Annotated in this window: 20 protein-coding genes; 15 read left to right on the top strand and 5 right to left on the bottom strand. The window is 59.1% G+C overall.

All coding sequences use genetic code 11. The features are described 5' to 3' along the window. Window positions 1–335: 335 nt before the first annotated feature. Window positions 336–566 (bottom strand): antitoxin Xre/MbcA/ParS toxin-binding domain-containing protein, encoded by a 231-nt coding sequence (locus ACT01B_RS10930; protein WP_445147369.1) that lies wholly within the window; start codon window positions 564–566, stop codon window positions 336–338. 181 nt (window positions 567–747) lie between these two features. On the opposite strand from ACT01B_RS10930, the gene ACT01B_RS10935 reads away from it, so the two are divergent. Genes ACT01B_RS10935 through ACT01B_RS10945 form a run of 3 tightly spaced genes read left to right on the top strand, consistent with a single transcriptional unit; the run spans window position 748 to window position 4,255 of the window. After that, window positions 748–1,422 carry a hypothetical protein gene (locus ACT01B_RS10935; protein WP_445147370.1) on the top strand — a complete coding sequence of 225 codons (675 nt, stop codon included), beginning with the start codon at window positions 748–750 and terminating at the stop codon, window positions 1,420–1,422. Continuing rightward, a complete protein-coding gene (locus ACT01B_RS10940) occupies window positions 1,419–3,302 on the top strand; it encodes a hypothetical protein (protein ID WP_445147371.1) in 1,884 nt (627 codons plus the stop codon). The genes ACT01B_RS10935 and ACT01B_RS10940 overlap by 4 nt, the downstream gene beginning before the upstream one ends. Window positions 3,303–3,313: 11 nt before the next feature. Next, a complete protein-coding gene (locus ACT01B_RS10945; protein WP_445147372.1) occupies window positions 3,314–4,255 on the top strand; it encodes an AAA family ATPase in 942 nt (313 codons plus the stop codon). 311 nt (window positions 4,256–4,566) lie between these two features. Here the strand turns inward: ACT01B_RS10945 and ACT01B_RS10950 are convergent, their stop codons facing one another. Continuing rightward, on the bottom strand, window positions 4,567–9,348 hold the full coding sequence (locus tag ACT01B_RS10950; protein ID WP_445147373.1) for an AAA domain-containing protein: 4,782 nt from the start codon (window positions 9,346–9,348) through the stop codon (window positions 4,567–4,569). Between the two features lie 296 nt (window positions 9,349–9,644). Further along, window positions 9,645–10,778, bottom strand: a complete 1,134-nt coding sequence (locus ACT01B_RS10955; RefSeq protein ID WP_445147374.1) for a tyrosine-type recombinase/integrase — start codon at window positions 10,776–10,778, stop codon at window positions 9,645–9,647. 167 nt (window positions 10,779–10,945) lie between these two features. Between ACT01B_RS10955 and ACT01B_RS10960 the strand changes: the two genes are divergently transcribed. From ACT01B_RS10960 to ACT01B_RS11005, 10 genes are all read left to right on the top strand, one after another. After that, window positions 10,946–11,935: a DNA-binding protein gene (locus ACT01B_RS10960; protein WP_445147375.1), complete on the top strand. Its 990-nt coding sequence runs from the start codon at window positions 10,946–10,948 to the stop codon at window positions 11,933–11,935. A gap of 56 nt (window positions 11,936–11,991) precedes the next feature. Beyond that, window positions 11,992–12,516, top strand: coding sequence for a hypothetical protein (locus tag ACT01B_RS10965; RefSeq protein ID WP_445147376.1), 525 nt, complete (start codon window positions 11,992–11,994; stop codon window positions 12,514–12,516). A 204-nt stretch (window positions 12,517–12,720) separates the two neighbouring features. Then, a complete protein-coding gene (locus ACT01B_RS10970; RefSeq protein ID WP_445147377.1) occupies window positions 12,721–13,356 on the top strand; it encodes a hypothetical protein in 636 nt (211 codons plus the stop codon). A 64-nt stretch (window positions 13,357–13,420) separates the two neighbouring features. Next, entirely contained in the window at window positions 13,421–14,926 is a 1,506-nt protein-coding gene (locus tag ACT01B_RS10975) for a YaaC family protein (RefSeq protein WP_445147378.1), read from the top strand. A 66-nt stretch (window positions 14,927–14,992) separates the two neighbouring features. Continuing rightward, window positions 14,993–15,127 (top strand): hypothetical protein, encoded by a 135-nt coding sequence (locus ACT01B_RS10980; RefSeq protein WP_445147379.1) that lies wholly within the window; start codon window positions 14,993–14,995, stop codon window positions 15,125–15,127. A 705-nt stretch (window positions 15,128–15,832) separates the two neighbouring features. Further along, the gene (locus tag ACT01B_RS10985) at window positions 15,833–16,339 is read left to right on the top strand and encodes an IPT/TIG domain-containing protein (RefSeq protein WP_445147380.1); all 507 of its coding nucleotides are present in this window, start codon (window positions 15,833–15,835) and stop codon (window positions 16,337–16,339) included. A gap of 2 nt (window positions 16,340–16,341) precedes the next feature. Next, window positions 16,342–17,064 (top strand): hypothetical protein, encoded by a 723-nt coding sequence (locus ACT01B_RS10990; RefSeq protein WP_445147381.1) that lies wholly within the window; start codon window positions 16,342–16,344, stop codon window positions 17,062–17,064. 3 nt (window positions 17,065–17,067) lie between these two features. After that, window positions 17,068–17,418, top strand: a complete 351-nt coding sequence (locus ACT01B_RS10995) for a hypothetical protein (RefSeq protein WP_445147382.1) — start codon at window positions 17,068–17,070, stop codon at window positions 17,416–17,418. Window position 17,419: 1 nt separating this feature from the next. Beyond that, a complete protein-coding gene (locus ACT01B_RS11000; RefSeq protein WP_445147383.1) occupies window positions 17,420–20,176 on the top strand; it encodes a hypothetical protein in 2,757 nt (918 codons plus the stop codon). A gap of 325 nt (window positions 20,177–20,501) precedes the next feature. Then, on the top strand, window positions 20,502–21,698 hold the full coding sequence (locus ACT01B_RS11005; protein ID WP_445147384.1) for a hypothetical protein: 1,197 nt from the start codon (window positions 20,502–20,504) through the stop codon (window positions 21,696–21,698). Window positions 21,699–21,759: 61 nt separating this feature from the next. On the opposite strand, the gene ACT01B_RS11010 is transcribed toward ACT01B_RS11005, so the two are convergent. Both ACT01B_RS11010 and ACT01B_RS11015 read right to left on the bottom strand, forming a co-directional pair. Continuing rightward, on the bottom strand, window positions 21,760–22,452 hold the full coding sequence (locus ACT01B_RS11010) for a hypothetical protein (protein WP_445147385.1): 693 nt from the start codon (window positions 22,450–22,452) through the stop codon (window positions 21,760–21,762). Continuing rightward, the gene (locus ACT01B_RS11015; RefSeq protein WP_445147386.1) at window positions 22,439–22,624 is read right to left on the bottom strand and encodes a hypothetical protein; all 186 of its coding nucleotides are present in this window, start codon (window positions 22,622–22,624) and stop codon (window positions 22,439–22,441) included. The genes ACT01B_RS11010 and ACT01B_RS11015 overlap by 14 nt, the downstream gene beginning before the upstream one ends. Before the next feature lie 354 nt (window positions 22,625–22,978). On the opposite strand from ACT01B_RS11015, the gene ACT01B_RS11020 reads away from it, so the two are divergent. Next, entirely contained in the window at window positions 22,979–24,103 is a 1,125-nt protein-coding gene (locus ACT01B_RS11020) for an AAA family ATPase (protein WP_445147387.1), read from the top strand. Beyond that, a complete protein-coding gene (locus ACT01B_RS11025) occupies window positions 24,103–26,511 on the top strand; it encodes a S8 family serine peptidase (RefSeq protein ID WP_445147388.1) in 2,409 nt (802 codons plus the stop codon). The genes ACT01B_RS11020 and ACT01B_RS11025 overlap by 1 nt, the downstream gene beginning before the upstream one ends. Window positions 26,512–26,520: the final 9 nt, after the last annotated feature.

Here is a 26,520-nt window from a genome sequence, read left to right on the forward strand (position 1 = left end):
GAGAAAAGGGGTCGAGGGTCCGCCACTGGCCTCCATGGCGCTAAGGCCCGATCTTAATAGAGGACGCGCGTTGAATTCAGCAAGTGCGTTCGCAGGGCGAATCGCGCGTCAACGCCGCCGGTCGCGCATTGCGCGCGGCCCGGTGACGCGTTCAAATGGCTGCTCGACGGGTCAGTTGGGGGGGGGCGCTAACGGGTCTGGTCCAATAGAACCTTCGGACCGTCGCGCCACCTATGTTCAGGGAGATGCTTGATGGAACGGCAGTGGTTACTGGAGCTCGGTCCCAGGCTCATAGGCAGATTTTTTGTCGCGCATCGAGACATGTGACAACAATGTTAGGCGACGACACCATTGGCGGATTGCTCGAGCAGTCGGACCAATAGCGCGTATCCGGCGTCGGAAGCGAGAAACTCAGCGGGCCGCTTTCCCCCCAGAGCGGGTAGGGGCTGTGCGATCCACTCGGTCACCCATGCCGCGGCGTCGAAACCGGCTAGCTCGCCTCGCGTCTTGACGAGCAGCTCGACTGCCTCGACTAATCCCACCTGGCGTTTCATTTCGGCTGACATAACCGTCATCCTAAGTCACGTGGTTGGCCAAGGAATTAACCCAACCAGCAGGCGAACAGAATGCTTGCCTTTAGGCTCCCAGAGCAAGCAGTCAGGTGTACTTGAGGTACAGATTTCCGGTTGACGCAACGGAAAATATCGTGTATCCCATCCGGCCAATGCATCAGCCGTGTCGAGTCGCATGTCGGTGCCTGGTCAGCAGAAAGCGAGCTCACAGAAGCTTGTTCCCCTGAAGATCGGTCAGGCCGAGTTCCTGCGCTCCAATGTCTTTGTGGCTTGGTCGCCCAAGATGGGGCGTGAGATCCGCCTAGTCGGGCCCGGCCTATTCGACGCATGGCTGCTCCTAGAATTTGACCCGGATGTAATTGAATTCTGCGAGCGACCTGCGCTCGCCATTGGCCTTTCAGTGAATGAAGAGCGATCCAGGTCACTCGATTTCTGGGTGCGACGACGCTCAGGGCTGCAGCACGGCGTCGTCGTGCATGACGCCGTTTTGTCGAGAGACGCCTCTATTCCGCTAGAGCTCTTGCAGCGCTCCGTTGAGCGCGCAGACTTCGCGTGCCGTATCTGGCTCGCTGCGGACATCGGGCGACGCCGTATCTACCTACGCAACCTGAAGCAGTTGTTGCCGTATCTCGCTCAACAGCTGTCGCCGGACATTGAACTTGAGGAGCTACTGCTGGCCCACGTCAATGTGGGCGGTGGGGCCAGTTGGATGGATCTCGTATCGTTTGCAAGCTTCAGGTCGATTGAGCTAGTACACGTCGCGATAGCATCCCTAATCCATGCAGGAAAGCTTCGCGCCGACTTGTCTGAGCCTCCCCTCTCGAACAGCACGCTCTTGGAGGGGCAATGAATATCGCCGAGCGACTCGCGACGACGCCTGAGCTTCGGGATACGAGCACGTGGCCGATGCCGTCGGAGCACCTCATGGACGATGAGGGTCTCGCCACGTTCCATGTTCGCGTTGGCGCTATCAGTGCGTACTTGGATGGGACTTCGTTTTCGCGAATCTCGACTCGTTTTGGCCTGTCAAAATCGCAAATTTACCGAATGCTCGATCGATGCCTCACTGTCAAAAAAGATGGTGACATACATGGCTTCTTTGCGCTCATGCCAGGCTACCCAATATCTCGCTATTCGCGCAGAGCCCCAATAACCGAGAACGGCGGCGGCAGCGGAAAAGCCGGCGCCTTTCGACAGCTTCTTGAACAGCACGAGGAGCTAAAGGCGTACGTCGAGCGGATGGCGATCCGTCTGAGCGCAAGACCGGCTCGTGCCATCGTCAAGGCGATACGGACTGAATTCCTGAAAAAATGTGCCAAGCTGAAGGCGCCAAACGAATACCCGTTTACGACTGAGGACCAATGCGCCAAGTCGCTGGGGACCTACGTGAAGGGGTTCTTAGAATCCTACTTTCTTGCTCAGCCGCGAATTGATGGCGACGGTGGTTCGCCAAGACAAGGGCTTACCGCGCAACCTTCGCTTGCACCACATCTTCGACCATACGAAGAAGCTGAGCACGATGGACACAATGCCGATTTCTATTTTGTCATAAAAGCACTTGGCCTCAGAGATGAGTGGATCTATTCAACGCCCATGCGGCTCTGGCTACTGCTTCTCGTTGATAGGGCCAGCCGTGCCATTCTTGGCTATAGCTATCGCTTGGGTGGTACGAACTACAGTGCTATCGCGGTAATGCGGTCGTTCTCCCATGCGCTGACCAAGTGGACACCTAAAGAACTAACCGTCCCCCATCTCGCATATAAGGTCGGTGCAGGCTTTCCCTCTGGGGTATGTGCTCTTGGTCATGGCCGTCTGGTCGACCTTGTCTGCTTTGACAACGGACTGGCCAATCGAGCGGGCATCACCACTCGGACGCTGGTGCGGCACCTGGGCGCGACGTTGAACTTCGGTCGCGCAGGGGAGCCCATCGCACGTCCTTTCGTGGAGCGGCTCAATCAGACACTGGAGACACTTGGATTCCGCCGTTTACCTAGCGGTTTCGATCCGAGGGGTCCAGCTGAAGAGCGCGAGCGCGCAATCAAGGCGGCCTCAGCGCACGCCATGACCATCGACGAACTTGAGCAGGTGATCGACGTCGTGCTGGCGAATTACAACTCGGACCCGCACTCGGCACTTGTAAATCGTAGCCCCAACCAATTCATCAGCATGTGGGACGAGCGCAACGTGGCACCGATTCGGCGCGCGAGTGATCCTGATGCGATTGCAAGGCGGATGCTCCGCCTGGAAGTCATCAAGGTCATTCGAGGTGGCGGGAAGACGCACCGCGCTCCTTACGTGGAATACAGCTACGCTCGATATACCAATGACATTCTTAGCAAGATGACGGTGTGGAATGGGCTAAGAATTCGACTCACAATGGATATTGATGGAGATATCCGCCTCATCCGTGGACATGTGATCAACGGGTTGCAGGAAATTGACATTGGGATTCTCCATGCGGAACCGCCGTGGCACTTGACGCCGCACACGCTCCAGCAGCGCCAACTGATCTATCGAGAAGCCAAAATCAGCAAGATTGTAGTGCCGCCTGGCAGCGATCTCGTGCAGGCATTCAAGGCACTCAAAACCCGCGAAGCGGTTGCGCGCAAATCGGCTGCCAATCAACTGGTGAAGGCTGGCTCGCTGAAGCCGCCCACAAAAGCGCCAGGACCGCAGCGTGACGCTCGCGCTCGCGTTCCCACGAAGGACTGGATCAAGCTCAAGCCGTGAGGGGCGAATGCATGCATCCCGTTGAAACCGACAGCTACGTCCTACCGACCAACGCGCTTGAGGCCTTCATCAACGTATGTTGCGCCTGGACCAATAGCAACGTGCTTGGCGCCTTGGTTCCTGGTCTTCAGCGAGTGGGCAAGAGCTTTGCCATTCAATACTTCATGGACAATCATCGAAAGTGGCTTGGTCATTCGGTAGGTGTCGTCTCAGTGGAGGTTCTTTTCCACAAACAAACGTCCGAAGGAGTGTTTTTCGGCGACCTGCTGACTTCCATGAGGTGCCCCACGACGAAACGTAGACCTGAGGATCGCCGCGCTCTATTCATTGGTCGGTTGGTTGAGTCTGCGGCGCGATCTGAGTCAAAGAAGGTGGTGATCTTCATTGATGAAGCGCAGATCCTTGATGGCTATATGTTTCGCTTCCTGACGGGCGTCCACAACGAGCTGTGGCGCCTGTACAAGATCAAGGCACTCTGGATATTGGTCGGACAGCCGGAGCTCGAGACAACAGTATCCACGTATCTAGCTGAAGGAAAGCGTCAGATTGTCGGCCGCTTCATGACGGATGTATACGTGTTTCAGCCTCTGTCCACGATTAGCGATTTCAAGGCCACACTGGAGTGCTATGACCGGCACCTGTTCCACCCATCGGGAGGGCCCTCGTTCACCGCACATTTTGCTCCCGGGCCATGCGCAGCGGGCTGGGGAATAGCCGACGACTCCGATATCATTTGGGCCGGTGTTGAGCGCGCGCGCGCCTCATGCGGGCTGCCGACGAGTTCGGGAATGACGATGCAAGGATTCACCACTTTGATGAATCACGTCATTCGACACGGACTCCCGAACCTTAGGGCTGGTGAGCGCTTGACCGCTGCCATGGTAGACCAAGCCGTCATTGCTACAAATTGCATGATCTTTGAGCAGCAAGAGGCACTCTTGGCTACCGGATAGCCACGCGCGAAAGCGCCTAATGCGAAATGGCGTGTGTAGCTAACGCTGGATCCTCGCGGCCATTCGGTGTCTTCGTCATTCCGGCCGAGGATCTGAGCTGCCTCTGAAACATCGCCTACGCCACTGAGAAGGTGCTTGGATATGCGGTCCGTTCGATCGATGCCATGGTGCTTCGTCATGTTGATGCGGCCGAGCAACTCTCGACAAAGATAAACGCGACCGGCGGGATGGCGAAAGCTTCTTTTTCCGGTCGAACGCATTCAGCGGGTTACCAGCCGCCATCTGCAGGCGAAATCGGAAGTCTTCGATCTTCAAAGCAAAGTGATGATTCCGCGATTGATCGCAACCGTTCCCTTGCGGGCAAGCAAATTTAACTCCGCCTCCAGCCCTTTTCGCACGTTCTGGCCAAGCCGCTGAAATCCCTTTGACTTAGCAAAAGCACGCAAGAATGTCTCGAGCGGCGCGCTTCCACCGAGCTTACCAAGCACCGCCTCGACCTGCCCATGATCGGAGTCGGCCAGCCCAACAAAGGCGTCCTCTCCCTCTTTGTCCGCAAGTACAGTCACCATCGCCTCGCTTACCGGTTCGTCTGGCTGCGGACCGAAACCCTTCCGGATCAGATTGTCCAGTTCGTGGATCAAGGTCATGTCCGACGCTGTGGACTCGTCGGGATTCGCCTCCGGCGGAATCTCCAGCTCGCCGAGGCGATCAAAGATCGGCCGCATTGCAAGCTCCGGGTTGCGGTAGAACGCGCTGCCTCGAATCCGGATGAACTGCCACCCCAGACGTTCAAGGATGGCCTGTCGCTCCATATCGTCTGCCAACTTCTCCATCGGGTGGTAGCGATCGCCGTCGCACTCGATCGCCAGACGCCTGCCTGCACCCTCAACCACCATGTCGATCCGGTAATACCCCACCTGCCATTGCGACTTGACGCGGTAACCGGCGCCGGTGAGGCGCTTGAGCACCTCGCGTTCGAAGGGTGACTCGGTCTTGCCGACCTCCTGGTCGAAGGCCCGGACGGACGCGAGCGGGTCACGGATATGATGGAGAAGCTTAAGCCGAAGGTCGCTGCTCTTGAGATGTAGATCAGGGTCGAACGAATGCACGACCCACATCTGGTCGCGGGCACGGCTGGCCGCGACGTTGTAGCGCTTTTTGATCAGTTCGAAGGCACCTTCGCCGGTGGCGCGAAGCGGACCCTCGTCCGAGGAGCTATCGACCATCGACAGGAACATGACGTCGCGCTCATCGCCCTGAAACTCTCCGGAGTTGCCCGCCTGAATTCGACGCTTCTCGATCTCAATGCCGGGGATCTCCTTGTGCAGCATAGGCTGGATCAGCAAGGCCTGTGCGTCGCCGAGCATGGAGATGACACCGATGGTCTTGCCCACGTACCGCGGGTGCCTAATCATTGCCTTGATGGTATCGATGATGCGCCGTGCCTCCATCTTGTTCGTGTCGCCCTCACGAACGCCGTCCACTCGCCACCCGACACAGGCCGGCTTGATGTCCGTCGAGTTCGACTCGCGCAGCGGTTTGATCTTTCCTTCATAAGAAAGCTTGTTGCTGAAGGCGATGATCTCCGGCACGCAGCGGAAATGTTCGACGAGGCGGATCGCATCGCCGAACGACTGCCGCGCGATGTCGTAGATCGAGGACAGGTTATCGAAAAGGTGAGAATTCGGAATATCCCGAAGCATCGATTTGCGCAGGTTCTCCAGGATCGTCTGCCCCTTACCGACACCCAATGGTGTCACCTGCTCGTGGTCGCCGACGACGATGACCTGTTTGCCGAGGTAGAGCGGAATCAGGGCATTGAGGTCGGCCTGGCTGGCCTCGTCTATGATCACCACGTCGAAACGCGTCATCCGTGGATCGAAGCTCTCGGCCACGATCGAAATCGGCATGATCCAGACGGGCACCGCATCGGCGCACTTCTTCATTAGCTTCCGCGCTTCGGAGAGGAGCGTCTGCCGCTTGTCGAGCTGCCGCGTCGAGATGAGGCGTTTAGTTGTATCGAGCCAGCCCACTAGCGCCTGTCGGATCGAGTGATCGCCTTGCAACCGTTCTAGCTGCTTGCCCCAGGCCTTGGCGTCGATCAGCCACTCGGTCATCTGCCGCAGCGTATCGCGCGTCCGGTCGATCTGCCGTTGCAGTTCGGTGGCATCGAGCTTGTCGCGGTCGACGAGCGTGTCGTGCAGTTGCCGCCAAGTCCATGCCATCGCGAAATCGCCCGGAACGGTCCCTTCGTGGTGCGGCGTAACCCGGTGGGTAATCTGTTCCGCCCAGCCTGACGCGACGAGGCCGAGCTTGCCGGCCAAGGCGTCTCGTTCGGCAACCAGCGGCTTCACGGCATGCAGGCGGCGGACATACTCCAATGCGGCCGCGTAGGACTCAGGATTGCGCGACCTGACGGCGGCGATGATTCGCCCGATACAGCCATGGTCGGACGAGGTCGGATCCACCTGTGTCGCAAGATTGGCCAGCCGGCTGAAGCCGGCCTCACACTCACGCAACTTGCGTCGCCCCGCTTCGCTGCTCAGAAGCGCGGGCAGGATCGAGGACGCCAGCCGCTCGATGACCAGGTATTCCGAAATTTGGCTCGCTTCGCGCGGGAACGAGACGATCAGATCGTTCAGCTTGAGCCCCTCGGCTTTCAGCTTGGTGGCCAGCGGCACCCAGACCGACACGTGCCAGTAAAGGCAGCGAAGTATCTCTGGAATCAGGGCGCGACAAGCTTGCTCCGGTGCCGAACCCAGACTGTTGAACGGCTGCTGGATGTGTTGCCCGATCATCGAATTCCAAGGCAGCTCCAAACTAACGCGCAGGTGCTGAAGCTCGGCAAGGTGCCCAAGGGCCTCGAAGTGATCGCGATGACTCGGCTGTCCCGCCGTGACCGATGTCGTCTTGATGAACTCCCGCCATTCGGAGCGCGTCGCCAGTTGCAAGAAGCCCAGCTTCCCGCCGCCATCGATGTGCTCGCAAATTTCAATGGAAAGTTGTCGCTGCTTATGTACTGGCAGCGCCTCCGAGAGTCGCGGGCGGTGGTGAAGCACGAGCGCGTATTTCGAGTTGGCTTCCGCTGCTTCCTCGATGTTGGCAATTAGCCGCTCCCACACCTCGCGCTCGGTGCCGCCATGAATTCCGGCGACGATGGCGTAGGGGCGCCATGCTTGACGGCGCAAAACATCGGAAAATTCGGCTGTAACTTCGTTGGCCAGCTTCTCCAGCGGTTCGCTGGCATGATCGGTCGGTTGCCAACGATCGGTGCCGGGCGTCAGATCAGTCGTCGTGAGATGCTGATACACCGATTCCATGACCTGGAACTGTCGCTCTGAGGGCAACGCTGCCAGTCCCGGTAGGGGATGGCGCGCATCCTGTTCTTCTTCCGCGGTATAGGAGGTGCTGAGGGCATACAACCTCACCAGTTCCTGCTCGGTCAAGTTCAGGTCGGTTCCGAGCTTGACGGGTGCTGGCATCCAACCGTGCGCTTCGCGGTTGGCCAAGACGAACCGAGCGGCGTCCGATGGGGTGAAGTGCCGCCCGCCGACCACGATTTCGCGGTACTCGTTTTCGAGCACCGCGCGCAGCAGGTGGGTCAGCTGCTTCGTCTGGCTCAGCACCTTCCGGCGCTCGGCCTCGTACTGCTGAGCCTTCTGGAGCAGACTGTCTGCGGTGTCTCCGGTAAGGCGCTCAGTGATGGAGCTGATGGAGGATTCAAGCTGACGCCTTGCGTCCTGGTCGCTGCCGAGGACCGAGACAGCCAGCGGCTTTAACATGTCCGGCACCTTGTCGCGCACGACGCGCAGCGCTTTCGCAGTCTGCGCAGTGACAAGGATGGATTTGCCCTGCGCAAGCAAGTGACCGATCAGGTTGCCGATCGTGTGCGTCTTGCCGGTACCGGGTGGCCCCTGGACGATCACTGAACCGCGATGCTCGAGCCGGCGAATGATCTGCAACTGCTCCTCGTTGGCTTCCTTGGCGAGGAGGATGTTGTCGTCACTGAAACGCTCTTTGGGCGCTTCGTCAGCGCCAGAACCGGCGCCGAATTCGTCACCCAGACCAGCGCTCTCCCATTCGGCCATCGTGCCGGTGATTTGCGCTAACGCAGGCGGGAAGGCCTCCCGGTGATCAAGGTCGTCGATGATGGCATCGACGGCGTTGGCGATGCCGGTAATCCGCTTTCGGAGGACCAATACCATGTCCCGATACAGTCGCGGCGTGGTGGTGGCACCGTCGCGCGGCAGCTCGTCCAGGTACTCGCCCTTGAGCGGCGAAACAGTCTGGATGAAGGCGCGCAAGAAAGCCTCAGTGTCATCCCAGCCTAGGGGGTGATAGCCCGCAGTCTCCAGCTCATTCTTCCGGTTGCGGATCGCGGCTGGTGCAATGCCTTCCAGATCGACGAACAGGCTGCCGTAGAGTTCGGGCTCTCGGTCGGTTTCGTGGATCGTGAATTCCGGGACGTTAGGATCGAACCGAAGCTCCACGCGCTTGAGCAGGATCGGATGATGTACCGTGACCGGGCCATCGATGCCCGATGTCGTCTGCCACAAGAAATGTCCATCAGCGGCGAGAAGTTCCAGTTCCTCACCGTCCTTCTCGATGGCGGAGTAAATGTCGTAGAACACCTCGAAGAAAAACATCGCCCTGCGGGCCGAGAGCTCGGGCTCCACCCAAGCCGTGCGCTGTTCCGACCATTCCTTAAAGTCGGCCACGCGCAGCCGGTCGCCATCGAACCGGACGGTGATGGTTTTGCCTTCATCGTCGGTGGCGTTCTGGCTTTCGGCGACGGAGACCGGCTTAGACGGATCATCCCAGTTCGGCAGCAACCATGAGGTAATCGATGCCGGCGGCGCGGGACACCTGGTCAACGGAGGGCGCTTCACACGCAGGAGCGCATCCGGCACCTCCTGAATGCTCTCCGTGCGCACCGGCCGGAAAAGTTGCGTGGCAGGGTGGTTTGGCATGTCGGCCAGACGCACCATTTTCGGTTGGTCTGCAAGTATCCGGACAGGCCGAAATCGAAGCTGGTTCGCTTCTTTCAGGAACTGGTAGAGCTGGCGAATCTTGCTCTTGACGGCATTGCTCACAGCCAGAACTCCTTCCACTCAAATGCGGGCGCGTAAGCCCATTAACGCCGAAAATTCCGTCACAACAATCCGGCCGCCGAATGCTTTGCGAACTTGGATCAGCACCGTTTGGGCTTCTTCCCACCGGGAGCCACACTTTGCCGAAACTACCTTCCGTTGTGGCTCGGCACATATAATAAAAGCCGCTGCGTAGTTAAACTCGTACAGGTAGTGGCGCCATGGTCGTCGATGGCCGGTTAGGCGCCCCGTACACTATAACGCCCGCTCACTAGCTCACCCCATGCCGATTCTCTTGATTAGCGACGAGCCCCCTGAGTCGTCGTTGCATGCCGCGCATCGTCTTCAGCATGTAAATAGATCGAGGTTGTCGCGATCGAACTATGTCGGAGATTTTGCTGAATGTGGTGGACGGGATTACCTGCCTCAGCTTGATGCGAGGCCGCCGTGTGTCGCAGCCAGTGCGTCGAGGCTCGCAACAAGCGGCTTGCTCGTGAGGGGTCAGAGCTTTCACAGGCGTCTGCCACCCGTCCGAAGGTGTCCTTGACGAGCAGGTACACGGCGGTGGGTGTCAGTGGGCTATCACGCCCCGCGATGCCCAGGATGAGGGGGCGCACGCCGCTTGCATTTGGGGTCGTCGGCAGCCCCAAAAAGCGCCGATAGCGCGCAAAGTCATCCATCAATACGTCACTCAGTGGGACCTGGCCCTCCACGCCGCCTTTGCCGACCACGCGCAGCCACCAGCGTCCCCGTAAGAGCAGCATGTCGCCTTCATGGGCCTGAGCGGCTTCAGACGCGCGCAACGCGGTCCCATAGAGAAAGCGCAAGACCCAGCGTGCGCGTTCGTAACGCTGGCACTCTCGATCTGTCGATTGTGGCCACTCCTCCACGCGGCGAAGCACGTCGTCCCAGAGGGCTCGGTCCAGATAGCGCTCGATCGTACGACGCATCCCGCGTCGCGGCCGACGCCGCTGCAACACGAACGGACTGCCAGCGAGATAGCCGGCGCGCACGAGATAATTGAACAACCCAGAGAGGATGCCCAAGGCCTGACGTCGACTGCGTTCGGCCAATGGCCCGGCAAATAAGCGTCGATGCTCGCCGCGACGGGCCAGGCTGTCGTCCCACCACGCGGCAGGCGGCTGCGCGAGAAAATCCTCGTAAGCGATCACATCCTCGCGGGTCAGGCTGGATACCGGTTTGCCACGCACTTGCGTCGCCCAGATTAAAAGCCGTTCCGCCTCCTTGCGGTAACTGCGAAAGGTATGGGGTGAGTCGTGGTATTCGGCGAGCCACAAGCCAATCGCCGCCACATCGTCGTTCGCTGCGATTTGCCGGACAACACCGGGCGGCGCGCGGTTACTGCCGGCGCATCCCGATAGGGTGGGCGGCAGGGTTTGAGGAGCGACAAGGCTCAATACGTGGTCCGTCATGGCTTTTCGGTGTTCCATTGCGCGGAAACTGCAGCGTACAGCCGAAAAACTTTCGATTATAGGAGTTATCGTAAATTTACCGGATTAATCATTACCAATATAACGTAATACTGTGATATACTTGTATCTAAAGTCCCCAATCGACCCTTCCAGCGACTGGAGCCGCCATGAGCCGTGTCAGCGATACCCGTCAGCGTACGCGCGAAGCCGCCACTGCCTTGGTTACCGCCGGCAAACGTCCGCACGAGCTCACCGTCGATCTCATCTATGCCGCCATCCAGCAGGGCAGCCGCACGACGATCAACGACGAGTTGAAGCAGTGGAAAGACGAGCGAACCAAGGCCGATGCCCTGGGCGCCGATCTGCCGCCGACGGTGGCGGAGGCCATGCGCTCGCTATGGGTGACGGCCGTCGAGCATGGCGAGCAGGTCTTCGGCGAGCATCGCCAAGCCCTGGAATCCGACCTGGCAGAGCGGCAACAGGCACTCGATGACGCCACCATCGGGCGCGATACTGCGCTCGCCGCCGCCCAGCAGGGGGAGCGCGAGGTCACGCAACTGCGCGAGCAACACGACCAGCTGCGGCAGCAACTCGCCTTGGAGATCGAAGCCAAGCGCGATGCACTCAGCCAGATCCACGCGCTGCAGCAGGAAGTGGCGACCGTCCGCGCCGATAGCGCGCAGCAATTGGAGGCAGCACGGCAAACCCAGGAGCGCCTGACCTCGGAGTTCCAGGCCACCATCGCCGCCCGTGATACTGCCTTTCAAGCCGAGCGAGATAAAGCCAATGAGCGCGTCGAGGCGGCCCAGGCGCGAATGCTGCAAGGAACGGATGCCGCCCGCGAAAGTCAGCGGCATGCCGAGCAGCAGCTGGTCAAAGCGCGGCAGCGAAGCGAAGAGCAGCAAACCAACCTCACGGAGCTGCGCCTGGAAGTCGCCCGCCAACGGCGCGAACTGGCCGAGAGTGACGGCCGCCTGACGACGCTGGCCGGTGTCGCCGCGGAACGCGATCAATTGACCCTCGAACTGGCCAGCGCACGAGGGCAGCTGGCTGGCATGTCGACGGCAGTGCAGTCGGCCGAAGCCCGGGCCGTTGCGGCGGAAACCCAGTTGGCCGCTGGGCAGCCAGTCTCGCGGAAACGGCGGCGACTCGAGTGATATGCGAGACAATCCACCGGCAGTGCGCGATATAAGTGCGCGACGAAGGAGAGGCCATGAAACTTGCAGATTTTCATATTGGCCTGGAATTCGTGGCCAGCGCCGGATTTCGGTGGCGTTGCACGGACGTGGGCACCCGAACCATCCTGGCTGTCCAACTCGATCGCGACAATCCGGATTGGTACCAAGGGCCGCCATACATCGCGAAAGAAGTCGTGTTCGATGAAAAGGACATCGAGCGCTGTCACCTCACGAACGCGGATGCGCTGGAGGCTGCCATCGATAAGCACAAGACGGCCGGACATTCCGGTTACCCTGCGGAAGCGGTCCGGCGGATGATGGAGGCACGGCATGCTCACCGCTATCCGCATGAAGGTGTGCTTCGGTTCGATCGGCGCCGACCGGACGGGGAAATCCTCCATCCTTATGCCGGTCGAAAAGAAGGGAGTGCCTGGATAGTCGACCTCTACCTACCGTTCCAGAACACCTACGACGTCATGGCAGAGCAAGATTTCATTGCGCTACCGAGGGCATCGGATCAAGACATTCGGTGGCGAGCAGCCCAACTGCGAAGCGCATAAACTAATGAACAGTCCAGAAATTCCGCCGACCCAGCGTCTGTGCCCAGCAAATCACTGTATCTACTGTGGAGCGGCAAATGCCCCGCTGACTGATGAGCATATCGTTCCTCGTGCGCTAAACGGAACTCTGCTGCTCCCGAAAGCCACCTGCAAAGAGCATCAGGATCTTACCAGCGAGATCGAGTTAGCCCTGCAGAAAAAGGTATGTTCCTGCACCCTCGTCTTCTCCTGGGCATGCGGTCTTACAACAAGAAAGCCCAACCTACGCACATCAAGGTCGAATTTGTAGGCGCCAGAAATCGGACCTTCAAGAAGAATGTCCCCGTCCGCGAAGCGGTTTCTGTACTCATCATGCCCATGTTCCTGCCAGCGCGTGCGCTGACTCAGCCACCACCATTGCCTGATAGTAACGCGCTGGAAATGCAAGCTATTGACTCGGCTTCGATTGGCGCAGAGATCCAGTCATTTGTTCTTCGCCACAGGGCGATTGGCATTCGTGGAAAGCAGACGATCGATATCGGGTACTTTTTGCGCTACTTGTGCAAGATCGCCTACGGTTTCCATGTGGGGATGCGCGGTGAGTTTGCGCGCGAGGAAAGTCCTGCGTTAGCACTGCTTCTAGGGCAACGCGAAGATTTCGGAAATTGGGTCGGTTGCGCGCCCCTGGAGGAGCCCGCTCGACGGGGAGGTGATTGGCACGAGATAGACATCGTGGACACAGAGATGCATTTGGGAAGAGCATGCACTGTCGTGTATATCAGCCTGTTCAACTTCCTAATTCCATGCACGTACACTGTCGTTACTCATTGTCATGGGTATCAAACAATGGTGGCGCAGTAGCTCGATCTGGATTCCGGTAATGCCGACACCTCGGAGGTAGTACGTGCGAGATAATGGGCTGCAGATGAGATTGAATATCCTTCGACAGGATGCGGAAAATACCGTACTCGCACCCTTGCGCACGCACGGATGGGACGCCACTATCGAGCGCGAAGATCAGGAGGGCGATGGCCAACTGGTGATTGTCGCCGCCCGGCGGGATGCCACGCGTCGCGCTGCGTTGCTCTATTCATCGGGTACCGATAACCGGATCTACAAGCGACTTGAAACCGAGGTCGATGTCATTCTGTTTCGGGGCCAGCCCTACATGGTGCAATCCTTCACCGCCGGCGTGACCAAGCCAGTCAAAGCACTGGACGACTTTCACCTCATTCTGGTGGACTGGAATCGAGAGACCTCGGATACATTAGGCATCGCGCAGGTGCTGAATGAGGGCCCCACCGAAGCAATCCTTGAACCGCGCCGCTTTCTCTCGGAAACGCCAATTGACGCCATCTGGGCGCGCCTATCGCAATTGCGAAGTGCCACACTCGCTCGAAAGATGATTGCGCAACGCGCACTTGTCGAGCGCGTCACGCTTGATGCCAACGATATCGCGAGTAAAGGAGAGGGCGTGGCTTTTGCGGTGCGCAATGCGATCGATTATTTCGCACCCAAAGAGACGCACAACGTTAGCCAGCGCGTGCTAAATCTTTACTATGGCAGCCTGTCGTTTGCCTTCGCCGAACTCCTGGCATCGCCGAAGGGATCGCGAACCCTGGCGGAGCTCGAGGGCGCGACTAAGCAAGGTCACGGCTTGTACACCTTGGACGGGCTCAAGGAAGGCGTTGCGGATTTTACCGTAGGCGCCCTCAAATCGGGCTTCTTCGCTCGCTGGGCAAAAGCGCTGTCGGCGGACCCGATTGTCGCCGTGGATCAAAAGCCGAAAAAGCCCGAAGACTTGGCCGCGCTGCCCGCCCACAGCTGGTTCACCTTGGAGCAACTATTCGCCCGCATTCCCGAGTTGGCGGATATCTACGTCGATGTCTTCGATGGTTCGCCCGCATGGCTGCGCGCTGTCTACCATCAGGCCTCCAACGCTCGCCCTGGTCTGCACGCCAGTGGCCAAAAGCCGACGGCTTCGTACGTTTTGCTGATCGATGGTTCAGGACGTTTGAAGGCCGAGGACGTGCAGGCATTTCCCGGCCCCCTTCGGGAGATAACGCAGGTCGCCTCGGGAAGCAACGCCAATCATTTCAGGGTCGCTGTCGATCATCCTGACGCATCATTTTGGTACGAAGTCTTGCCGCTGCATCGCAGTCCCTTCGAACGCAGCGCGCTCACGTTGCCACTCTATGGAACGCTACAGGACTACCGCGCCACTTGCGTAGTGATCCTGTACGCGCTGTCTATCCTAGTTCGTTACCGGCCAGGCTTGTGGCGGCGTATCCAAGAAGGTGATCTGGACCATTTCCGGGCATTGATCGAGACGTTTCTCACGATCGTCGAGCGAATGTTGCCACAGCAGTTTCTCGAAACCATCATCGGGCAGCCGATATCTGTGCATCAGCCCGGTAGCTTCTTCTCATAAGTTAAATGAGGTTTGGATGGGGAAATCCTCCATCCCTACGCGGGCCGGAAGGAGGGGGAGGCCTGGATGGTCGAGCTGTATCTGCCGTTCCAGCAAACCTACGACACCATGGGAGAGCGTGATTTCATAGCGCTGCCCAAGGCGTCGGCTCAGGACATTCGCGCTCGAGCACATCATCTGCAGCAGCTTGACGCGAAATAAGTCAGCAAGCTGCTGACCAACTAATTGGGCTATGACCCAATTTTACCTCTATCCGGGCACGCCCCCATTCACGGCGGGCAAGGTCCAGCTGCTCCAGCCGGTACTGGCGAAGCCTTAGGGTCTGTGCGCTTGGCCGACCTCGTCCCGAGGGGACGGGATAGGACGCAAGTTCGACGGCGGCCTGGGCGTCAAGTCCCTGAGTGACTGGCTGCCTGGATTGGCCCCCGAGGGCTCGAAGTTCTTCCTGGAATTGGCGGAAGGTGTATTCGGAGTTGGACATCGATAGACCCTGGTGTGACCGGCGTCATTTTCGCACGAGGTCGGGAGTTAAGCGCTGGCGAATTTCCGACCTGACTGAGTGATAGCCGTCCGAGGTATGGACCTCGGCTGGAATCACGTGCATTCCCGTGGTGCACGACCCAATGCGCATGGTCCTGGACTTAGGTTCTCGCCCTAAGAGATCAGCACTGAAAAGTAGCGTGCATGGTTCAAACCTGGCAGGTGAATGCCCTCTGAGCCCACAGATGTCCTTAGATGCCGATCAAAGCGCAATCACTTGGCTCAGAAGTCGATGAAAGATTACCAGTATCCAGATGGTGGATAGCCAGATGGTGGATAGCCAGAAGATGGCGAAAAACTACTACTACGGAATACCCGGTATTCCATCGGGTTGTGATGGACAACGGACATTCAGAGGAGCGAGACATGCCTTGCGAAGTAGACAAATTTGATCCGAGCCACGCTATGCCTGGCGAGCGAATCTCCATCGAAGGCGCAGGTTTCGTCAGACCCACCACGGTTATGTTTTGGGGTGACGCCGCGGGAATTGCCGTCCAGGTAGAGGACGATAGCGAATTGACTGTAACCGTGCCCGAAGGTGCGAAAACGGGAATTGTTACTGCCAAGAACATCAACGGCGAAGGCCGCAGCTCGGTGTCATTTACGGTCGACGACCCAGGTCCTGTGCGAGTCCAGCGCTTCGAGCCGATCCATGGCCAGACCGGCGAGCAAATTAAGATATTCGGTAAAGGATTCACCAACGGCAGATCGGTGAAGTTCGGCCCCTATCAAGCCACACAAATTCGATGGATGTCTGATGCAATTCTAATTGCGTCAGTGCCCTTGAATGCCCCAAAGAATAGCCGCTTGAAAATCGAGGTGACTACCGCGGACGGCAGCGGAAAGAGCCCAACCGACTTCCTCGTAGATTAAGGGTGAAGACGATGCTTCCAACCGACGATTGGCAGACCGTCATTAATGACGCGTGGAACAGTATCAGGGCGAAGGTGGCTCTTGAGCTCCCGCCCGCAGTGATGAAAAAGGCGCTCACGGATCAAAGTTATACCGACTCTCTCGGCGTCTGCTCGACGTTGAATTCGCCATACAATCGTGGGAGTGCGATCTGGGGTGACGACGGCAAGGGCACGATCCGACTCACGTCGCTGCAGGTGAGCGATTTCACGAGCGTTACAGCCCTGCCTGCGGTGTTTAACAATTTCGACGTCCGGTTGCCGCTACCGTTCTCGCTACTCCAAGCGAGCGGTCGGTATGGTTACGAGCAGACGTGCGCCCTCTACAGTTTGGGTAAGAAGGGTAACGAGACGAAGGTGAAGGGCGCCGGTTCGATGAGTTCGAAGTCGGAGGGCGGCACCCTCATATATCAGATCAAAGTCGTCGATCCCGACAAAGCCCTTCGCCTACAGTTGACAGGGGCAACTGTAGACGGCAAACGATCCGTCGTCGTGAAGTCGGACAGCGAGCCCGATAACGCAGTTCTTCGTTGGCTGGTCGATGTGTTTGGCCGCGGATTACAGGAAAAGATGCGCATCAGCGCGGCACTCGATTCCTTCTTCGCACACGGTCAATTCGGCCTGGACATGGTGGCAGAGCTCAACCGGATCATTGGCGTAACTCTCGCAGCGCGCGAACAAAGGTGACGCATGGCTTCCAATGAAGGTATCTACAAGGCGACGATTCAGATCGGTGAGACCGAGAGTTCCGTTCTGTTTCTTCTCAAGGGCGGTCGGTTCGATGGGTTTGACCTGGACGACCGGCGATTCCGTGGCACTTACCGCGAAGATCCGAATACGCTCGACCTCCTTCTAACTGCAGAGCTGTCGTACTTGACGCCGGTCCTCGCGGGGCAGCCACGCACGCGACAGATACATCCGTTTACAGTTCGCGTCCCAGCCCCACCCGATGAGGTCGGCGTGCCGATCGCCGCCGACCTGAGTCTCGACGAGGCTCAAGGCAGCGTAATTATCGAACGTCTAAGCCTCATCGAGCTCTGACATGGAGGATACGAGCCCACTACCCAATACCCGGGTGTACCGGATGTTCGAGGGCTACATGCTCAGGCCGGACCGCGATGGTGTGGGTTCGCGTTTTTCTCGCATCGCGTTTCGGCTACCGAATGTCCAGGCCGTCGCCCGCCAAGCCGAACGGGTAAGCGATGTCCCCACCGTGCAAATTGCAATCTCGGACAGCCTGCCTTTCTCGCCTTTCGACGAAGTGATCACATCTAGCTGTGTCGATGATGCCGCTTCGGGCTGTCAACAGGTCTGGTTCGTGCGAATTGTCGCCGGTAGCGTATTTCTGGATCGCCTGTCGCTCAACAGATCCTTAGGCGCAGACGCGGATCAGTCCCTTGAGCGAACGACATATCAGTTAGGCGCTACCTCGGTGCGATTCATAGCCGGAGAGGTCTTACTTCCTTCCGGGAATCGCGCGCTCTTGCTCGCGGGAACAACCCAGGAGAGCGTTGTCATCAGCGCTTTCGACACCTCGTCGGGCACGATTGCTGGCACGTGGACGTTGACGGGTTCCCAGTCAGGGACGCTCGTCGGCAGTTGGACCCTCACTCAGGACTTCGATATCTGGTTGTTCGTGACAGTTCGCAAAGCCTCCTCTCTATCAACTGTCGCCCTCAACGTGCGGTCCCTTTCTGGCACACCGATTCCACCAGAGGATATCCACTACCTGCCGGTCGTTCCCATTGCCCAAGGTTCCGATGTAAACGGGACACTGGGGAGAATGCTGCCCGCCACGTCAGCGCAGCAGCTCTTTCTCGCCGCCACCGATCCGACTGGTGGCGCATTCATCGTTATGCAGGGATTCGAATCCGCGAAGCCAGCACAGATTGCCACCTGCAGCGTCGACACGTCGTTTGCGAAACCTCGGTCTCCGCAGTATCGGCTGACATGCGCTGACCTGGACAATAACGGCCAGGAGGAGCTTGTGATTGCTTACTCCACCGATTACGGCGGAGTGTCCGGTGCTGGCGCCTTCGTGCTCATCCGCTACGAATCTGTGCTTAAGAAATTAGAAGTGACCAGCTCCTACGTTGCTACCGCTCCCAACGGGACCCCGCTCGCAAGCAAGGACCTGAGATTGGGCTCAGGCATTCTCGGCGATGCCGTCACCAGCGGTGTGCTCGTGCTTGGCGCCGGCGGCGATTTCTCGCACATCATGAAGGGGGAACTTCAGATCTTTGCGGGCATCGTGCCTGTGAACCCGGTCACGCTACGGTTTCCGCCGTATACGGAAGTCCCCGCCACACTGCCGGCCGTGACCCAGATCGATGTCACGGGATTGAAGGCGGCTGGCATCCTTGGCTCAGTCGCGGACCTGATCGGACTGAGTGTCACACTGGGCGCACCGGTCTTCACACAACTCTCTTCTCGTGAACAGCTTCTCGCAATCCTTCAAGTACCGCCGTTCGATCGCGATGCTGCGGCAATTAGGCCAACCCTCAGCTTTTCGCAGTCGGACACTCGCGTCAAAGGACTATCTGTCTCCTCGTCGAAAGACTGGATGACGTCGGTAGACTCTGGTATTGCGCTCGGAATCGACAATTCGACCCTTAACTTTCAAGCGAACAACTCGTACGGCCGTGGTTTCTCCAAGATGGACGACAACACGGTGTCCATGGGTGTACAGATAACTCGGACGCCAACGCAGCTCGATAGGCTGGTGACGATCGCGATCGACTATTCCGTGTGGAAATACCCGATTCTGCGTCGATCGCGGGGCGAGGAATCGGGTGGAACAATGCTGGTCATCTTTCCAGGATCGGCGATTCCTGTGCAGGCCACCCCCATCGCCTACGACCGCCAGTTCGGATACCGGGTGTTGTACGAGCCCGGCGCGCTACTGACATACATGAATGTCGAACTCGACGGATGGGATGACACAAAACAGGCCGAGTTGTTGCTTTTCACTCCTGTGGTAAGCCTTGAAGTCACGAACGATTTGCCTGATCAGAATACATACGACTACAGCGACGCCAATCAAAATACTATCGGTGAAAACTATTACGTGGCATCGACCACGAGCACTAGCGCTCACCTGCTCGCCAGTACCACCTTGTTCTCTTATTTGCCGGTGTCCTTCGGCTTCAATCTCAGTAAGACGGAGAGCTATACCGATAACGAAATGGAGATGACGTCGCTTCAGCGAACTGAAGCGCTGACAATCAGCGTCGACGGCGGAACCGTCACCGACGCGAGCTTGAGATATACGGTGACGCCTTACATCTACCAGCATGCGAAGCTCGGTGCGACAGTCGTCGCGTTCAAGGTCAGCAATCTTGGCCCGGGTTGGCGGAGGCGCTACGCAGGCTCCAATCCGATGTTGATCCTTCCGTTCCGCTCCATGAGTAATGATCCGATGGAGCGCATTTTCAGCCGCAGCATTAGCTTCGAACCGCAGCCCGATGGAACGGTTCATATCGTGGTTGAAGTATTCAACCACGGCTTTACCGATGCCGAGATTGTCAACGCGAAACTCTTCCTTGGCGCGCCGAAGTTTAAGGGAACGGACCCGATTATCCCGCCGGTGGCCGACCTGATTGGGGAGGTCAACGGTCGCGTGGTGGCGCTCGGTCGTCAGCGGCTGCGCGTGATCTGGACACCGACCGAAAAGCCGTCATACGTCACTGCTGTCGTATGGGGAGGCGAACGTCCTTACGAAACGGCTGAAGTCGCATGGAATATCTTCCCCGAAAACTCATTCAGTTCGTTGGAGTTGCCTGGCGTCACGGATGAGTAGTTTGTCAGCGCTCCCTGCAATCGTCGATTACGCCTGGGCAGAAGCTAGCGCGGGCTTATCAAATGAGACGATTAATACCGAGTACGGACCGTCGATAGCGGACCACGACATCGCGAAGCAACGAGCTCTTCGCTCTGCACGTGGTCGCCGACTGTTTCCAGCTCTGCACGCCGCCACCCTCGCATGCTCGCGTGTGACACTGCCGTCGTCAGCGCATCGCATAGGGATTGTTCTCGCGACGTCGATGTCAGACCGACATGTCGCCGCCAATCACCCTGATGTTTTTTTGACACCACTCGGGGAAGCATCTCCATGTGGACGCCGTTTGGACGTGCTTGTCGCGGTTTCGCGCTTCGTGTCGGGAGGCCTATTGCAGGACATTGCCTCGATGCTTGGGATCGATGGCCCCGAGCTGTGTTTGCCAGGTGACTGCGGGGTTGCGCCGCTGGCCGCAGCACGGCTCTTTATCGAGACCGGTCGAGCGGATGCGATGGTCGTAGTGGCCGTCGAGCCGCGAACGGACGACGCGGCTCGGTGTGAGGCGGTGGCCATCGTCATCGGGCGCCCGATGACCGCAGATCGCACGATATCGCTTCCTTCGGTGTCGACGATGACCACCGATGTCACCGCATGCGTGCCCGCCATATCGGAATACCTTGCGCGTGTTTCAGCGCCTCTCCAGGCGGTAGCGGCCGCCCACGAGACAGATTGCGTCCTGAGTTGGGCTGGGCAGGCAACATCGAACGACCCGCGGAGTTGGCTCGATGCCAGCTGCGGATTACTGGACGATTGCTTTCGAGTCGCCGGCACGACCGAGCTCGGCGTGGTCGCCGCCAGCTTTCTGGACCTTTCTCCCGAGAATGCACTTCAAGCGATCGAACGTGGCGCCTCACCGACCGAGGTGGCTCGCGCGGCAGGCCAGACAACTTTCGGAAACGAGCTGAGGCGCCACACTGTGCACCGAGGACTGCGCGGCCCGTATCTGAGCGTGACAGGTATCCCGGGCGCTTCGCTCCTTGCACTGGCGATCGCAGAAGATCTCATCCATCAGGCCATCGTGCCTGCCGTTGCCGTGGTCGCCGGAGACTGGGTAGGGGAGGGGGTCGCTCGTGCACTCGGCGTGCTGGAATGCCCTGACAGACCGCACCTGCGAACATCTGCGTCGGCTGTACTTCTCCAACGCGCATCGGATCGCCCGGATTCGCGACGCTTGCGGGGTTTCGTCGCTCGCCGCGAAGTCAGCGCTCAGTTCGGCGCCGACTTCCGGACGCACGCGCCTTCCCACATCAAAGCCAGCGGATGCACAGGAGAAGACTTGGCCGCAGCCGAGCGCTTTATCGAGCAGTCGTGCGTGCCGGCCGCTTGCGCACAGCAACCTCCCATGCGTCGCGATGCACGCTTCCTCGGCGCCGATGCGCTGGCCTGCCTAGCCAGTCTGTCAGAGTGGCCCGGGCGCGCGGGCCTGTCGATTCGAAACGATCTAGGCGGCTCTGGAGTCGTGCTCCTGGATGCTGCTCGCTAAACCTTGGCGAGCAGACCTACCAGTCGTCTATCGCGTGACAACGGGCGCACCGAATTTGTGCTCAGTAGATTCCCAGGGGAGCCGGCTCTCCAACGTCACGCAAGTCACCCACGAGCGACATGCGACCGCGCCATAGGGCTCTTATCACGACGTCCCGGCCTTCCGCGCTGCTCAGATGCAGGGCATGGTCAACTTCCCAGTCATCATGGCGGAATACCGGCTGATAGAGAAGGGCTACGCGGTCCGATTTCAGTTGGCGCGTGCTCCATTGAAAACCGGGCAGGGTGATACCCCGGCTGGAACACTGCTCATCGACATCACATGCTGCCCGCCATGTCCGTTCATATCTCACCGCCGTCACATGGCGCTGCCACCCCATGTCCTCTCGGCTACCCGGATCAAGCACTTCGCTGCGATAGGGTTGATCCAAAGCAATGGCGTCGGTATCCCTGATGAGTCGAACGACTGCCACACCGAACGGCTCGAGCAGGCCTGGTGGCAGCGCAACACCGCCGCCGAAATGGGGACTCAGGTCGCGAAGGATCCATTCCCAAATTGCCGCCTCCAGCGACCAGGCAATCCCAAAGGCCCCGCGGTCCGTCGGCGTGCCTCGTGCCCCGCGCGCCAGCGTGAAGCGTCCGCCCCGCGATGTGCTGGCGGCCAAAGGGCCATCGATCAGACGGTAGACGTGCCAGTACCGTCCTGCAGGGATGGTCTGGAACGCGATTCGGTGGAGGAGGTTAGACGCGGACATTGGCCACCTCCGCGTCATCCAGGGCTAGCGCGATGACATCGTCTGGATGATCGACGAAGACCTCCGCCGGCGTACGCGCACGCTCGTCATGCAACCGCAGCCCCAAGAACATGCCGTCGTCGGGATGCGCCTCTGCCAGGCCGCGATCGCTCAGCGCAGCCCGAGGTTGCATAAGCCAGTTGACCCGGCCCCAGCCAGACCGGTCTAGCTTCGGGGTGTATCCGTCCATGAGGGATAGGGCCGCGCCTCCACGCCATTGACGCGTCAATAGTGTGTTGCGTTCACCCGTTGAATCCGCGACCGATGGGCCTGCTCCAGTCCCAAGGATGTCGCCGGGGTAGGGCGCCCAAGCAAGCTCGTGGATCCGATTAGCGCTTTGGACGAGCTTCACTTTGGAATTTTATTGTTGTAAGGTGCATAACCAAGGCGGTATGCCGCATATTTAGGTAAGAATGTAGCATATATGGAACATTTTTCGATCATCTTGGCCTTGCTTCGGACCGCACTGAAAGAGCCTAGCCCGGCCGTGCTGGGGCATGCCAACCGCTTGCTGGCAGCCTTGCGTAAGGACGGCGAGGACCAGCAGGCTGCGCAGCTGGCCAAGCTGCTGGAGGGCGGTGAGCAGTCGGGACGTATGCAACCCAGTCGCGTAGTGCTTTCGCGAGCGGCACTGCCTGGCGAAGCGATCACACCCAACGTCCGCCCACCGGTCGACAAGGAGACTGGTGCCTCGCTGGCCGATATCACGCTGCCCGCCATGCTGGAGGTGGCTCAGGCCCCCGTGCTTAACAGCGCCTTGCGTGGATCGGTCGACGCGATGGTAGAAGAGTGGCGTCACCTGGACCGATTGCGCGCCATGGGCATCCGCCCGCCCTTGAATTGCCTGCTGTTTGGTGCGCCAGGCACGGGCAAAACCAAGCTGGCCCAAATCGTCAGTCGCGAGATAGGCTTGCCCCTGGTTACGGCGCGACTTGACGGTTTGATTTCCTCGTACTTGGGCACCACAGCGCGAAATATTTCCGCGTTGTTTTCATTCGCAAATCGCTACCAGTGCGTGCTTCTTCTGGACGAGTTTGATGCCATCGCCAAGGTGCGCGACGACCCCCACGAAGTGGGTGAGATCAAGCGCGTCGTGAACACACTCCTACAGTGTATCGACCAGCGCAGTCAGCTCGGCATCACAATCGCCATCACCAATCATGAGCAGCTGTTGGACAGCGCCATTTGGCGCCGTTTTGATACTCGTGTGTCGGTGCCGAAGCCTGATCTGGAGTCGAGGCTGGACATCGTCAATAGGTACGTCACACCGCTGGATCTGTCGCAACCGGAGCGGCGATTCCTAGCTTGGCTGACCGAGGGGCTCACCGGCAGCGAGATTGAGACCTTGGCAAATGCCATCAAACGCTCATTCGCCATGAATTCAGGCAGCGACTTTTCGGCCTTGGAAGCGCTCAGGGTGCACGCCATGCTCAGCTCCAACCACCACCAGCACCCGCGGTGGAAACAGTTACTGGGTCCGATCGAGACGCTCGCTGCGGCGCTGGGATCCGATCGGGATTTGGCCTTTACCCAAGACGATCTGGCGCGCTTCTTCGGGAAGGATCAATCCACCATTAGCCGCTGGAAACGCAAACATCGCGAGGTGTCCTAGTGCCCAACAATCCTCTCCAGGTTGTTCTCAACGCCAACGACTACCAGCACATTCCGGCGCGAACCGTCGGGGGCGCCGTCAAGGACTTCTTCCAGGGGCGCGACGACGAGTTCGTCGCACACCAGGAACGGTTGCTGACTGACCTGGATCAGATTGGTCGCGCGATGTTGCGCGGGGGACGCGCGGCAGTGACTTACATGCATGTCACGCTGAACGAGGAAGCGTGGGCCAAGACCAAGCGTCCGACGACGAAAGTGCTGCCGCCGAGCAAAGTGCCTTTGGTCGGCGGCACCAACTTGGGCGACATGATCGTTGAGCTCACCCCTGAGAATCTCGAGGCAATCCGGGGCAGTATCAGTGCAGCGGAAAAAGACGTGGCGATGGTGCCCGACAAAGAGACAAACGAGCTGAAACCCAAGCCTTCACGGGCGCGTGGAGAGGTCGGCGCAATTCGGGCTCTCCGGGCTCATCATGCGGCAGACCGCCGGACGTTTTCCGCGCAAGAGGCGATCAAGTGGTTGGCCGATCCGCGCACCGGCGGCATGTACTTGGTGGAGACCTTTGTCGATCCTCGCCCTAACGACTCCAACGAGATTCGCCGACTGCGTCAGCGCGCCGTTGAAGCCTTTGCCCAGTTGAAGCAGGGGTTGACGCAATTGTCGTTGCCACTTGAGGTCGAGGATACGCAAGATCGCTGGCAAAGCGTGCGCCTACTCCTGCTGCGGCTCAGCAGTAACCAACAAGCGGATCACGAAGCCTTGCTTCGGTACCTCGATGAACACCCCATCGTGCGTCGCGTGTCGTTGCCGCCCATTCTAGCAGTCGAGCACAGTGTCCCGGGTCCTACGGGTGCGGTAGCACCGGTGACGGCACCGCAAGCGGCCGGGGCCTATCCCGTGCTTGGCATTATCGACACTGGCGTCGCCGCTGTTTCGGCTTTGGAGCCTTGGTGCATCGGTCGCACTGACTTGGTGCCTGGCACCGTCCAAGACCGCTCGCACGGAACCTTCATTGCCGGGTTGTCCGCTGCGGCGCAAGCCCTCAATCCGCACCCGGTGTTCGGTGAGGTGCCATGCAAGTTTTTTGATTTAGGGCTGCACCCCACTCAAGCCGACGTCTATGACGACGTGTATCCGCGTGGATTCATCGATTTCCTTGAGCAGCTGGACGCTGAACTGCCAGCGGCGATCCTGGCAGGGGCGCGTATTTTCAACATGAGCCTGTCGATCGAGCGTCAAGTCTCAGACGCCGGCTACAGCGACTACGCCACAATCCTGGATGAAATCGCCGACAAGCACGACGTCATCTTCGTTTTGCCTGCAGGCAATCTGGAAGCCGCTATTTGGCGGCCGGCCTGGCCCAACGATCCGGCGGACGTTGCACAAATGCTCGCGGGCTACCGACATGCAGGACAAGATCGCTTGTTCCAACCTGCCGAGAGCGTCCGCGCGATTTCTGTTGGCGCGGTGGATCCGCCCGATGCCAATGGCCATATGCGTCCAACGGTCTATACGCGGCGAGGTCCCAGCACGGCGCTAGGCTTGAAGCCGGACGTGGCGCACGTGGGCGGGCAGGGTGGACGCACGCCAAATCTGTTCTCGTTAACCGCTACCGGCCAGCTTACCAGCGGAAGCGGCACCAGCTACGCCGCGCCGATTGCCGCCAAGACGCTCGCGGCCCTCAATCATTTGATTGAAGGCGATCTGCAGCGCGAGACTCTGATCGGCTTGCTTATTCACCACGCTACGCTCCCGTCGCCAGTGGGCCATGCCCACGTGTCAAAGTTCGCCGCCGATTTTGTGGGTCATGGGTTGCCGGCGCACGCCCTGGACATGCTGGTCACCGACGACCACAGCATAACGCTGGCCTTCATTGGAACCTTGCAGGGGTCCCACGAGCTAGCCTTCCCCTTCACATGGCCCGCCAGCCTTGTCTCCGCTAAAGGCGCCTGTCGTGGTCGTGCCCGCTTGACGCTCGCCTATCGCACGCCAACCCATCGCCAATTCGGCGCTGAGTACGTACGTGTCAACATGGACGCCTACCTGCGCCAAGAACAGATCGATACAACCACGGGCGAGGTCAGCTGGAAGGGGCGGCTCAAGTCCGAAGGCAAGATCTATGAGCGTCACCTGATTGAGCACGGCCACAAGTGGTGGCCGATCAAGCGTTATGAGCAGGTTATGCCCAAGGGGCAGGGCAATTCATCACAGTGGCGATTGGTGGTTGACTCGTTGTGCCGCACGGACGTTGAGTTTCCAGTCGAGGGCATTCCTTTCGCAGCGATCCTCTCGCTCGATGATCCCCGCGGGGAAGCCCCAGTGTTCGATGAGTTACGCCAGACATTGCGCAACAGCGGTGCGAAGATTGCCGATATTCGGACCGCGCAGCGCGTTGTGCCGCGCGCATGATCAAGACAA

The organism is Dyella sp. Tek66A03 (assembly GCF_052567735.1).